This is a genomic window from Bacillus sp. Au-Bac7 (genome assembly GCF_021341655.1).
Classification (GTDB): Bacteria; Bacillota; Bacilli; order Bacillales; family Cytobacillaceae; genus Niallia.
In genome coordinates, this window is the sequence record NZ_JAJTTG010000001.1 from 442782 (window position 1) to 455570 (window position 12789).

Annotated in this window: 13 protein-coding genes, 1 pseudogene and 1 riboswitch; of the genes and pseudogenes, 8 read left to right on the forward strand and 6 right to left on the reverse strand. The window is 38.1% G+C overall.

Annotated features, from left to right (window positions below; translation table 11 throughout):
* Positions 1-29 precede the first annotated feature (29 nt).
* Entirely contained in the window at positions 30-1112 is a 1083-nt protein-coding gene (locus tag LXM54_RS02370) for a mechanosensitive ion channel family protein (protein ID WP_233313494.1), read from the reverse strand.
* Between the two features lie 154 nt (positions 1113-1266).
* On the opposite strand from LXM54_RS02370, the gene LXM54_RS02375 reads away from it, so the two are divergent.
* Positions 1267-1674 (forward strand): DUF4362 domain-containing protein, encoded by a 408-nt coding sequence (locus tag LXM54_RS02375; protein WP_233313495.1) that lies wholly within the window; start codon positions 1267-1269, stop codon positions 1672-1674.
* A gap of 42 nt (positions 1675-1716) precedes the next feature.
* Here the strand turns inward: LXM54_RS02375 and LXM54_RS02380 are convergent, their stop codons facing one another.
* Positions 1717-2274 (reverse strand): GNAT family N-acetyltransferase, encoded by a 558-nt coding sequence (locus LXM54_RS02380; protein ID WP_233313496.1) that lies wholly within the window; start codon positions 2272-2274, stop codon positions 1717-1719.
* Between the two features lie 262 nt (positions 2275-2536).
* Positions 2537-3130 (reverse strand): DedA family protein, encoded by a 594-nt coding sequence (locus LXM54_RS02385; RefSeq protein WP_233313497.1) that lies wholly within the window; start codon positions 3128-3130, stop codon positions 2537-2539.
* A gap of 265 nt (positions 3131-3395) precedes the next feature.
* Between LXM54_RS02385 and LXM54_RS02390 the strand changes: the two genes are divergently transcribed.
* Both LXM54_RS02390 and LXM54_RS02395 read left to right on the forward strand, forming a co-directional pair.
* A complete protein-coding gene (locus tag LXM54_RS02390) occupies positions 3396-3731 on the forward strand; it encodes a DUF4870 domain-containing protein (protein WP_233313498.1) in 336 nt (111 codons plus the stop codon).
* Positions 3732-3933: 202 nt separating this feature from the next.
* Positions 3934-4788 carry a patatin-like phospholipase family protein gene (locus tag LXM54_RS02395; RefSeq protein WP_233313499.1) on the forward strand — a complete coding sequence of 285 codons (855 nt, stop codon included), beginning with the start codon at positions 3934-3936 and terminating at the stop codon, positions 4786-4788.
* 55 nt (positions 4789-4843) lie between these two features.
* On the opposite strand, the gene LXM54_RS02400 is transcribed toward LXM54_RS02395, so the two are convergent.
* Positions 4844-5398, reverse strand: coding sequence for a YdcF family protein (locus LXM54_RS02400; RefSeq protein WP_233314730.1), 555 nt, complete (start codon positions 5396-5398; stop codon positions 4844-4846).
* A gap of 103 nt (positions 5399-5501) precedes the next feature.
* Here LXM54_RS02400 and LXM54_RS02405 point away from each other — a divergent pair, with 103 nt between their 5' ends.
* Positions 5502-6290 carry a hypothetical protein gene (locus LXM54_RS02405; RefSeq protein WP_233313500.1) on the forward strand — a complete coding sequence of 263 codons (789 nt, stop codon included), beginning with the start codon at positions 5502-5504 and terminating at the stop codon, positions 6288-6290.
* An 84-nt stretch (positions 6291-6374) separates the two neighbouring features.
* Here the strand turns inward: LXM54_RS02405 and fabF are convergent, their stop codons facing one another.
* A complete protein-coding gene (fabF, locus tag LXM54_RS02410) occupies positions 6375-7610 on the reverse strand; it encodes a beta-ketoacyl-ACP synthase II (protein WP_233313501.1) in 1236 nt (411 codons plus the stop codon).
* A gap of 113 nt (positions 7611-7723) precedes the next feature.
* Here fabF and LXM54_RS02415 point away from each other — a divergent pair, with 113 nt between their 5' ends.
* The gene (locus LXM54_RS02415; protein WP_233313502.1) at positions 7724-8569 is read left to right on the forward strand and encodes a helix-turn-helix transcriptional regulator; all 846 of its coding nucleotides are present in this window, start codon (positions 7724-7726) and stop codon (positions 8567-8569) included.
* A gap of 64 nt (positions 8570-8633) precedes the next feature.
* Complete coding sequence (locus tag LXM54_RS02420; RefSeq protein WP_233313503.1) at positions 8634-9911, forward strand: sensor histidine kinase; 1278 nt, start codon at positions 8634-8636, stop codon at positions 9909-9911.
* Positions 9912-9939: 28 nt separating this feature from the next.
* On the opposite strand, the gene LXM54_RS02425 is transcribed toward LXM54_RS02420, so the two are convergent.
* Entirely contained in the window at positions 9940-10755 is an 816-nt protein-coding gene (locus tag LXM54_RS02425) for an EcsC family protein (RefSeq protein WP_233313504.1), read from the reverse strand.
* A gap of 183 nt (positions 10756-10938) precedes the next feature.
* A riboswitch (FMN riboswitch) is annotated at positions 10939-11086 on the forward strand.
* A gap of 403 nt (positions 11087-11489) precedes the next feature.
* Here LXM54_RS02425 and ribE point away from each other — a divergent pair.
* Together ribE and ribB are read left to right on the forward strand one after the other, a co-directional pair.
* Complete coding sequence (gene ribE, locus LXM54_RS02430; RefSeq protein ID WP_233314731.1) at positions 11490-12143, forward strand: riboflavin synthase; 654 nt, start codon at positions 11490-11492, stop codon at positions 12141-12143.
* A gap of 37 nt (positions 12144-12180) precedes the next feature.
* Positions 12181-12783, forward strand: a pseudogene (gene ribB / locus LXM54_RS02435) (3,4-dihydroxy-2-butanone-4-phosphate synthase); the annotation flags it as partial.
* Positions 12784-12789: the final 6 nt, after the last annotated feature.

Genomic DNA, 12789 nt, shown 5'->3' on the forward strand with positions numbered 1-12789 from the left:
CAAAACAGCATGACTTTTCTGTTGTTAATTTAGCCATGAGAGAATAATCTGTCTGCGGTGTTTAATTCAGCTGGCATCTCTACATGGACAGTGCTTTTCGGAACAGCAAATGCTACATCTTTTTTCTCGATAATTTCGATAATTTGAAAATTAATATCTTCTTTTGTTTGTAAATACCCATTATAATCGGTAGCTTTTGTGAAAAAGTAAATTAATATATCAGCACTGCTGTCATTTAAGGACTCAAGAGAAACAAGAATGGTTTCAGGGTGAACACCAGGATGACGCTCGAGCACTGCTTTCATATTGGCAATGGTAGCTTGTAATCTTTCTTTTTTCGTGTGAATATCAACCTTTAAGTAAAACGAAACTTGCCGTTTTCCCATTTTAGACCAATTAATAATTGGTTCATTGGCAAGCGTTGAATTTGGAACCGTTACAAGTGCTTGTGCGAAAGTCCGTACTTTGGTGCTTCTAAACGTAATATCTTCAATTGTACCTTCTACACTCGGCGTTTTAATCCAGTCCCCAATCGTAAATGGCTTTTCTGTCACCAGGACTACTCCGCCAAAAAGGTTGCTGACCGTTTCCTTTGCTGCAAGAGCAATCGCAAGTCCCCCAAGCCCAAGTCCTGCGATAAATCCATTTATATTAAAACCCCATTCCTGAGCAATAATGCTAAAACCGAGCATAAGAACAAGTGTTTTTAACATTTTTGTTATAAAAGGCACGATAATCTTATCTACATTAATATCCAGCTTTGTCATAAGCTTAGGAAACAATAGGGTGGTCACACTGCTCAAGTTAAACAATCCCCACGTTAACAGCCCGATAAAACAGGAGCGGACGAGACTAGATTCAAAACTTACAGTCTGAATAGGGAGGAACAGGAAGGCTAACTGTATGCCAATGACAACGAACACCCAGCGTACAGGCTTTTCAAAAGCAACAAGAACAGTGCTTGCAGCATGAATTTTTTTCTTTTTTGTGTAGCTGAGAATTAACTTGAAAAAATAGTTAGTAAACCATTTGCGCAGCAGGAGGCTTGCTCCAAATACGATTGCTGCAAGCAATATACTTGCCCAAATATGAGTATTCAAAAATTCAATCATAAAAAAATACACTCCTATATAGAAAGTTGTCCTATGTGTACTATATTAGGAAGGGAAGGTAAGTATGACTCACGAAGTAAGCTTGTATGCTAAATAAGTGTAAGTAATAACTATTTATGGTATTATATGTATAAAATTACAAGGAGATAGGTTTATGAGACGAGCTACTATCGGTCTGCTGTTGCTTCTTTACATGATGTCTGGTTGTCAGCAATATGGGATAAAAAATATAGGTGTAGAACAGGTTGTTGACAATCATAATCAAATTGAAAATTTAGATGGATTAAATAGATTTATAGATAAGGTAAAGAAGGGAAAAGAAGCAAAAGTGAACTTTGTTTCATACGGGATAGAAGGACAGCGTATGGTTGAAAGATTAATCTTTAACGGAAAGCAAATCAATATTTCTGCAAGTGTTGATGGTGATTCTCTTGAGGAATACATGTGTAAGGATATTTTTATGAAAGTGGAAGAAACGGAAAAAAAGTACATACTAAGCGAATGTACTGGAAGTTCAGGTGAAAGTGATGGGAAGGAAATATTGACTGTACCAAACGAGTAAATGCCCAGGAATAAATCCTGAGCATTTTTTTGACCTTTATAATTATGCCTCCATCAGATCGTCTGTCTGTTCCTGGTTGGAGCGCATTGTATATAGTGTAAAAACATCTTTAGGGACTTCAAATAATTCGTAGCTTACTCCTGTTTCTTCCTTGAGTTTTTCTACAATCGATTTTCTTGTCTCATTAGCATGTACGGCATAAGGGAGTTTTTCTGCTGCTTTAACGGAACGGAGATTATGCTCTCTTATGCGCATTAAAATACTGTTAATATTCAGCTCAAAGAAGGCTTCTGAAAAAAACAGTTCCTTGGCTATTTTATTATATCCTTTTCCATGATAAGGTTTGCCTATCCAAGTTCCTAAAAACCCGATGCCGTCTTGAATATCATAAAGATTAATGGTTCCTATCGGATTATGCCATTCATCAAGAATGGTACGAGAGATCAGTTCACCTTTTTCTTCTGCTTCTATCGTCTGTTTTGTGATAAATAAATATTCTTCATAAGATGCCGCTTTTTGGCGGACAAAGGGAAATACATCCGGATGCTTCATCATTTCAAATAGGACAGCGCAATCTTCCAATTCACGTTTTTTCAGCATAAAAATACCCTCCTTATACATGAGGGCAGTGTGTGCAAAGGAAAAACAAAAAGTGCCTCCGCCCTCGAAATTTTTTATCAACTTGTAGCTTGTAAAAAATTTCGGGGTGGGAATCGAACCCACTAGAACCTAATTAGGTGGCGCACCATTTGCCTTCCCTATATTTTATTTATTGTTTTCCTGCAATAATATCGTACTGCTTCTATTTTACAAAAAAAGTCTTGAAAATAATATAGGTAATTGTAATGTTTTTGTAAATACTTTATTTATTTTTTTTCTTGCGGAATTGCAGAAGTACGTATGCAGCCAGCAGCACAACAGCTCCAATAATAATTGGTGTAATATAAGGTTTTGCATATGTTTCAATATTTTCCCAATGATCACCTAAACGCATTCCCAGCAACAGAAATAAGACGGTCCATGGAATAATCGCTGCAGTCGTATAAAGGGTGAATTGGCCAATTGGCATTCTTGCAAGCCCGGCTGGAATCGAAATAGCATGTCTGACAACAGGGATAAACCGAGCCAGAAAAATCATGCCCGTCCCATATTTAAGAAACCATTTTTCAGAAGCATCCACATGAGAGCTTTTGATTAAAATATACTTCCCGTATCTGTCGATAAATGGTCTTCCGCCATACAGCGCAATCCAATATAAAAACAGTTGGGCAATCGTTCCGCCGATAACACCGGCAATGAGAGCACCGAAAAAATTAATATGGCCAGAATGGATTAAATAGCCTCCATAGCTTAAAACAATTTCACTTGGTATTACTTCGACCATTAAACCTAAAGCTATACCCATATAGCCTAAGGATGATAAAAAGTCAAAGATTGTATGTACTAGTTCAGACACTTACATCTCTCCCGCTTATTGAAAATATTTGTATTTTATTTGTAGAATAGACAATCATTAGTATACATGACGTGTAAGAAAAAATGAAATAAGAATTTAGGATGAAAGATTAATAGGTGAATACCTAAAGGAATAATAGTCCATTTACCTTAAAATTATCTTAACATCCCAATTAAGAAAAAAGGGCAAAAAAACTGAAACATATTAACACTATGCTCGTATATAATAAGACAACATATTATTGAAACCCAAAAGGGAGGACAAAATGAATTTCCACAAAGAAGTAACTCATGATGAAAGAATATTTGCCATGCTTATTTATGTTTCCAGTTTTTTTACAGCATTTCTTGGTCCATTAGTTATTTATTTAATAAAAAGTGATTCAGAATTTGTAAAATATCATGGTAAAGAGTATTTTAATTTCCTTATCTCGTACGCCATTTACAGTTTTATTAGCTGGTTGCTGATTTTTGTGCTTGTCGGCTTTGTTCTAATGCCAATCGTTGCACTTCTTGGCTTCATCTTTACGATTATAGCTGCTATTAAGTCATATGAAGGTTCTGATTATCGTATACCTCTTACCATTCGTTTTATTAGGTAACTGGAGAAAAAGAGACAATTTTTTAACTAAGGAATTTTCTTTTAAGATTAGTTGCCGTTAAAAATGCTCGGTTTGGGAGCAACTATATATTCTGATGCGTTTTTAAGACTTCTTCTTAACGAAGAAAGTCTTTTTTTTTTCCTTTCATGAGCTTAATCGATTATGATAGTTAAGAATGAAGGTAAGAGAAAGAAGGATAGAAATGAAGGAAAATATCGGTTTAGTGCTGGAAGGGGGAGGCATGCGCGGGGTTTATACTGCCGGTGCGCTTGAGTGCTTTCTGGAGCATAATGTCTATTTCCCATATGTAATCGGAGTTTCAGCAGGGGCAAGCTATGGGGCCTCTTATATGTCTCAGCAAGCTGGCAGAAACAAAAAGGTAAGCTTGGATTATGTTACAGATCCAAGATATATGTCATGGCGAAATTTTCGACAAACAGGTCAATTCTTCGGGATGGACTTCATTTACAATCAGATTCCTAACACGATGGTTCCGTTTGATTATGAAGCGTTTTATGGCAATGAAGCAGAATTTAAAATTGGTGCAACAGATATTCAAACAGGCGAAAGTGTATTTTATGGCAAACAAGATTATAAAGAGGAGCTCCTAAAAGCTTTGGAAGCCTCTAGCTCTCTGCCATTTTTAGCACCCGTTGTTGATTTCAAAGGGAGGAAACTGCTAGATGGCGGCATTTCCGATCCGATTCCCTTAAAAAGGGCGCAAGAGGATGGCTTTAAAAGAAATGTTGTCATTTTAACAAGGAATCTCGGTTATCGTAAATCTAAATCACGTTTTGCTTTTTTTGTGAGACGAAAGTATCCCCAATTCAAAGGATTGCAGCAAGCAATGGAAGCAAGATACAAATTATATAATGAAACACTGGAATATGTGGAACAGGAAGAGAAAAAAGGAAATATCATGGTAGTAAGACCGCAGGAAAAGCTGGTCGTTGGACGCATGGAGAGAAATCCGCAAAAGCTGGAAAATCTATACATGCAAGGCTATCGCGATGCGAAGGCAGCTCTGGGAAATTGGAAAGAGCAACAATTTATTTAAAGTTAGAAACCCCAATGGTAATATTCCCATTGGGGTTTTTCGATTAGTAGAAGAGTCAAAAACCTAGTATCTTCATTTTGCCAATTGCCAAAAATTCACGAATAGTAAGCGGGATAATAACAGAAGCGGGTGTTTTAGCTGCAAGAGGATAGGCCTTCATCCCTTTTTTCTCGGCTATTGTGACAGCCCTGTATAGGTGGAAGTCGCTGCTTGCGATAACCGCTTCTGTAATATTATATAAATCCATGCTGTTTTGCAGGTTTTCATACGTCGATGTAGACTGATCTTCTAAAAGGATTTTATCTTCTGCAATATTATTTGCGAGCAGATAGTTTTTGAGAGCCGCAGCCTCTGTTATATTTTCGCCATTTCCTTTGCCTCCTGTAACAACGATTTTTGCCTGTTTATTATTATTCCAGTAGGAAATAGCAGCGTCAGCCCGGTTTTTTAATACTTTGGACAACTCGTCACCATCCACCTTTGCTCCGAGAATAATGATATAAGGAATACCTTCAGGGGGAACAGCAGAAGCAGTTCTTTTCATCTTCACATAATAATAAGACGTAGAAGCAAGCAATAGAACAGCACAAAAAATAATAACGAATTTCATTTTTTTCAAAAATATCACTCCAATCAATCATAGATGATAGAGGCTGTTAATAGAATATAGAATACTAGATTATAACGGAAAATATCAGTAAGGAGCCATGTTTGTGATGAATATAGAAAAGTACTACAGACAATCAGCCACTGCCTTCTTAAACGCGAGCCTTATTAGCTGTATTCCAGTCATCTTCTTTATTGCACTGTTCATTAGCGTTAAGCTGAATCGTCTATTTCTTCTTCTAATCATACCATTTTGCTTATACAGCATTACAGCGTTTGCCTCTTATTTAATTCAAAGAAGGCGCTGTGAGAGGCTTACAGATACATTGGAGGCGCAGAAGGTTACCTCTATTCTCCAATCGAAGACGGTCTTGTTATCCTTTTTACCTGCACCTTCTTTAAGAATGCTTATCTTTGATAGTGAGGGCACAGTGCTCGGCGAGATTAGGGATGACAAATTTACGTTATTTCGATGGTATTTGCCGCCGTTTTTCGATATATTCACAGCAAAAACGTATGGGTTCTATAATGGGGAAAACATGCTGCAATATCAGTTTACAGTCAAAAAACAATGTGTTGAAATTAGAAACAGAAAAAAACAGCTTATCAGCAAGTTGGAAGAGAAGCGGACAGACAAAGCAACGAAAATTGTTTATAAATATGAAAAAAAAGAGCTGTGCTTGAAAAGATCGCTTGCTTTTACCGATTATTGTTTAGAAGATGAACGAGGCATTGCCATTGTAAATGTCAAAAAGGGATGGATGCCAAAAGATTGGCAAAAGCGATTTCTAGATCCGAACCATCCTGTTGTTTCCATCCATCATTCTGCTTCTAATAAGGATATTATTCATATTTATGCCATATTGGCAAAAATATTTGCTTATAAGGATCATTAATAAAAATACTTGATTGGTGAATTGCTCCTTTCAAACACATATGGAATAAAGTTAAGGCTGGCAAAGTGATTGCCAGCCTTAACTTTATTGATAGCTTTTCAATACAATTGCCGAGTTATGGCCGCCAAAACCGAAGGAATTAGATAATCCAATTGTTATTGGCGCTTTTCTCGCTTCGTTTGGCACATAGTCCAAATCACAGTCAGCGTCATTCTTTTTCAAGTTGATAGTTGGCGGAATAAGCTGATGCAAAAGACTTTTAATAAGAGCGACTGCTTCTGCGCCGCCTGCTGCGCCCAACATATGGCCAAGCATTGATTTATTTGCTGTTACAGGTATGCGATAGGCATCTTGGCCAAACAGTTTTTTGATCGCAAGCGTTTCTGATAAATCACCAACCTTTGTGCTTGTTGCATGGGCACTGATTACGTCAACATCTGCAGGTGAAATGTTGGCTTTTCTCAAGGCATTTCGCATGGCTGAATAAGCACCTGTGCCTTCAGGGTGGGAAGCAACCATATGATAAGCATCAGAGCTTGCTCCGTATCCAATTACTTCACAGAGGATAGGCGCATTTCGTTTAACTGCATGTTCTAATGATTCTAGCACTAAAATCCCTGCACCTTCACTCATCACAAACCCATCTCGTTCTTCATCAAATGGACGGCTTGCGAGCTCAGGTTCCTCGTTTCGTGTCGATAGAGCTCGTGCATTTCCGAAACTTGCGAGAGATAATGGGGATATGGCAGCTTCTGCACCACCAGCAAACATAATATCTGCATCATCATTGCGAATCGCGTTAAAAGCTTCACCTATTGACGTATTTCCAATGGAACATGCCGTAACAGGGGAGAGGGAAGGACCTAATGCGCCTAGCCTTATGCTGATTTGCGCCGCAGCCGCATTAGAAATCATCATCGGAACTAGATTTGGACTAACCCTGTTTGGACCTCTGTCATTTAATATATTTACATTATCAATGAGTGTGTTCAAGCCGCCGATTCCTGAACCGACGTATACTCCAAGCCTTTCTTTGTCGACTACTTCCAAATCAAGTTCTGAACTATTTAAAGCTTCTTCTGCTGCCGCTAATGCAAATTGTGCGAAGCGGTCCAGTTTTTTTGCTTCCTTTGCTCCCCATCTGCCGACTGCATCAAAATCTGCAATCATTCCTGCAATAGTTGTTTTGGAATTAGATACATCAAACTGGTCAATTTTGCGAATGCCAGATATTCCGTTAGAGAGATTTTCCCAAAACTGCTCTACATTATTTCCGATTGGTGAGATAACACCCATTCCAGTCACAACGACTCTTTTCATTATACATTCCTCCAAAAGCTTGTTTTTTTCTTTATTTTATCGTTTACTTATCCTATTACAAGTTGTAGTTTATCCTAGTATAAATAGTACTATCTTAAAAAGGAGTGAAAAGAATGAATGACGAGATTCGATTGCGAGCATTATCTGAGTTTCTAAAGATGAAACGGGCAAAGCTTCAGCCGGCGATGGTCGGACTGCCTTTAGGCGGGAGGCGAAGAACAACAGGGCTTCGCAGGGAAGAAGTAGCCCAGCTTGCCGGTGTAAGCACCACATGGTATACATGGCTTGAGCAGGGCAGAGACATAAAAGTGTCCATTTCTGTATTAGAAGCCGTTTCAGATGCATTACGATTGAACAAGGATGAAAAGCGGTATTTATTTGGACTGGCATTGGAGGAGGCAAAAAATGCTGGTATTCCAATGGAGGAAGGGGAACTGATTACACCTTCTATAAGGAGAATATTGAGCGAACTTCACTACTGTCCGACCATCATTACAGACAGGCGAAGCTATATCGTCGGCTGGAACGAAGCAGCTGCACAAGTTTTTTTGGATTTTAATATGCTTTCCCTTGAAAATAGAAACTTAATTGAGCTGTTATTTGCTAGAAAAGAATTAAGAGCCCTAGCTGTAAATTGGGAACATTTCGCTAAAGGTTTTCTCTCTATTTTTCGCACGTACCTAGGGCAGTATATGGCAGATGATTGGTACTCTGAATTTATCGAAACAATGATAGATAAATACCCTGATTTTGAAGTGATGTGGAATGAAAGTGAAGTCAGCTCAGCTCCAGAGGTGATGATTGAATTTCGCCATTCAAAGGCTGGGAAAATGCTGTACAATCTCACTTCGCTTCAGGTTCATGGGATGAATGATTTAAGATGCAGCATCTACACACCAGTAGATGGATCAGGAACAGAGGAAAAGCTGAAGCAGCTGCTTAAAAGGGAGAGCAAATAGCCATTGTGAAACAATTTCCCTTCATATAAAATGAAAGAAAAAGGATAAGAAAGGTGAATACATCATGCTTGACGACTTTTTAGTAAACGGTTTCTTTCTTTTTTTGTTTTGCTGCTTTATTCCGCTGTTATTTGTTTTAAGGAATGGCCAAATGGAAAATAAGAAATCACTCCTCATCTTATCATCTTCTGCTGCAATTATAGCATGCATAAGTTTTCCTATTAAGGTTGGTAATGGTATTCTTTTTGATTTGCGATTGGTCGCTCAGATTTTTGGTTCCTTGTATGGAGGTCCCATTGCTGCTCTCGTTTTAGCTTTAGTAAATATATTATACAGAAGCTTGTTTGATGGAATAGGTGTAATCAATACTCTTGTTGTTGCTCCCATTCATTTGATTGGACTGTTATTTGTGCGAAGGTGGTTCTTGCAGAGATCTATTAAGCAGAAAGTCTTTTACAGCTTTTTAATCGGGATTTTTTCTACGATAATTACTTTAGCGGCAGTCAGATGGGTGTCTGGTATTGGTATTCCTATTAAGCTCGCATTGCAATATGCGCTAATCCAATCTATCGTATTATGCTTAATTATTTATGTAGTAGAGGTCATTCAAAAACTGTGGAACGTTCAAAATAAAATATTTCAAGCTCAAAAGATGGAAACAGTCAGTCAACTGGCAGCTTCCATTTCCCATGAAGTACGAAATCCGTTGACATCTGTAAAGGGTTTTATGCAGCTTTTGCAGGAAACAGCTTTAAATGATAATCAAAAAAATTATTTAGACATATCGTTAAGTGAGCTTGACAAGGCAGTTAAGGTAATTGAGGACTATCTGGCATTTGCTAATCCCAACCCAATGGATGGAATAGAAGCATTAAACGTGGAAGAAGAAATACAGCGAATCACTCAGGTGCTTCATCCTCTGGCGAATAAGAGCTCCATACGTATGGAAGTGGAGACAAGCACCATACATATTATGGGCAACCAGCAATATTTCAGCCAATGCCTTGTGAATATATGCAAAAATGCAATCGAGGCAATGGAGGAGCACTCCAGCGGCATTCTTGTGATAAAAACAATAAAACAAAAACAAGAAGCCGTGATATCCATAAGTGATACAGGTATTGGCATGAGTAAGGAGGAAGTGTCAAGATTGGGAGAACCATATTATTCTACAAAAGGAAAAAATGGCACTGGTCTTGGTATGATGTTTGTATACAATTGTATAAAAGAAATGGGAGGGAGCATTCAAGTTGAAAGTGAAAAAGGAAACGGCACTAAATTTGTAATTCGGCTCCCGATATTATATCCTGCAAAACTAGAAAAAACGGATCAAGCTTCTTGATCCGTTTCTTTTTTTGTATGCAGCTCTTTTAATCACCGGCAACATTATTTGTTGGCTTGCTTAGCCTCTCGATAACTTTACGTTTTCTGTAAAACATCTCGCCTGTTTCGGCTATGTCGTGAATCATCGAGCGGTTGGAAAAGGCGCCGAATACAATCCCGAAGACCGGCACCATCTGAAATAGCTTTTTCCAGCCGAAAGCATCCCGATAGGCGAATACAACCTCTTTCCAGCCTTGCATTTCAAGGACAACCTCTCTTTGGACCTTCTCAGAATTATCATCAAAATGGGATAGCTGGTCCAGAATGGTGTTTTTGCCCATAACGTCTGCAGAAACATATTGTAGGCATTTAATAATAAAGATTCTTTCTTTTTTTTCATTTGGATTATAGCCATAACAAATGGCGATGTCTTGAAGAATTTTTATTTGCATCGACAGCAGCAAGGGAATATCGATGCCTAAAGTAAATAAGCCGCCAATCCCTGTACTTGCACCTTGTAATGTTGCTATTGTTTTCCGGCTTTTTGTGAGCTTTCCGACAGCTGCTTTCATTTCAACGAGGGGGAGATCCTTTACTTCTTCAAAATTTTCAACGTTAAGATGCTTATAATATTTTTTGGAAGAAGAGATGTCGCTCAGCAATTTTCCGCCGCTTTGAATGTAATTTCCCATTTCATCAAGCAATTGGCCGATTTTATTTTGAATGAAAGCAGGTGTTAATTTATCAATCAACTTGAAGGGCAGCCGGCTTAGCTTTTCCCAAAACCAAAGACCGCTTTGATCCTTCTCCCATTTCTTCACTTCATCCAATTCTTTTAATAAAAAAGCTTCATTTTCTGTCATACATTAGCTCCATTCTTACTAAATATTTTTCGTTTGTTTATTGTTAATACGTCTAATACTATCAATAAGTTACATTTATTTTCTCAAATAAATGCACTAAAAAAATTGAAGCAGAGTAGTTGCATTATGCGTATATCTAGTGTAAACTAGCAACAATTAAATAGTAAAGGACCACGACGTTGTGGTCGCCTTCGGGGTAGGGTGAAATTCCCAACCGGCGGTGATGAGTGTATAAATACTCTAAGCCCGTGACCCGGCTTATGAATAATAAGACGGTGGATTTGGTGAGAAACCAAAGCCGACAGTATAGTCTGGATGGGAGAAGGCAAACAGAAGCTGCTATCATTCTAAAATGGAATGAAAGTGTGTTTAGTATGAACAGGTGTATTTTCAGGTACGCTTTTTTGACGATGACTTTTTAGTTAAAAATCAAAAAAAGCTGCTCTTTTTTGGCGTAACCTTTAAAATATGAAGCCGCTTATTTGTTGTACAATCTCCCGTATAAATATTTATACGGGATTTTTTATTTTTATTTGATTTATCAACTGTAGGCAGGCACTGCATGATTTTATGAAGGAATGGTCAAAATGAAAAAAACTGGATTACATACAGCAGCGGTTTATATTTTGTTCTCATTAATAACTAAACTAGATTTGCTTTTAAACGCCCCAATTATGGTGTTAAGGCAGCTATTTAATAAAAATCCTGCAATATTAACTAGAGGAGGAAGCTTATTGTTTACTGGTATTGTCGAGGAAACGGGTGTGGTAAAAAATATTTCAAAAACTGGCAAAACCCTTGTCCTTGCCATACAAGCGAAAGTCATCATGGAAGATATGAAATTAGGGGACAGTATTTCCGTAAACGGAGTTTGCCTTACTGTTACTAGCTTCAAACAACATGAATTCACAGCAGATGTAATGCCCGAAACCTTTAAGGATACATCTCTATCCCGCCTGTCAAATGGTTCGTTTGTCAACCTAGAAAGGGCTATGGCAGCAAATGGCAGGTTTGGTGGTCATTTTGTAACAGGCCATATAGATTGTGTTGGCAGAATATTGGAGAGAAAAACTATCGAAAACAGCATCAGCGTGGAAATAGAAGTCCCAGAACAATTCTCTCATCTTATTTTAGAGAAGGGATCTATTGCAGTGGACGGAACGAGCCTGACCATTTTCGAGACGAAAGACCATTCTGTAGGTGTAAGCATCATTCCCCATACTTCTTCCGAGTCGGTTGTCGGTAAGAAGCAGGTCGGAGATATCGTAAATCTTGAATTTGATATGATGGCAAAATATTTTTATTCGTTTATGAACAGAGACAAGGCAAACAGCAGCCGTGCCAGCAACATTACCCCTGACTTTTTGAAGGAAAACGGCTTCTATTAAGGCAAAACATTTAAACTCAAAAAAAGGGGGAAATAATATGTTTCATTCCATTGAAGAAGCGTTAGAAGATTTAAAAGCAGGTAAACTGATCATCGTAACAGATGATGAAGACCGGGAAAACGAAGGGGATTTAGTCGGTCTGTCGGAGTTAGTGACACCTGATATGATTAACTTTATGGCAAAAGAAGGCAGAGGGCTTATCTGTGTTCCGATAGAAAAGGAGCTTGCAGACCATCTTGAACTGTCGCCGATGGTAAGCAACAACAATGATCCTCGTGGGACAGCTTTCACAATCAGTATAGACCATAAAGACACAACGACAGGAATCAGCGCTTTTGAACGGGCACTGACAATTGAAAAAATGGTAGAAAAAGATGCCAAAGCTGCTGATTTTACTAGACCAGGTCATATCTTTCCTCTAATTGCACACAGCGGTGGAGTTCTTTCAAGAAATGGCCATACAGAAGCAGCGGTTGACTTGGCAAAATTGGCTGGCAGTTTCCCATCTGGTATTATCTGTGAGATTTTAAAAGAGGATGGGACGATGGCTAGAGTAGATGACTTAAAATTAATAGCTCAAAAGTTCGATTTGAAAATGATTACAATAAAAGACTTAGCAGAATACAGACAAAAAAGAGAAGATGAA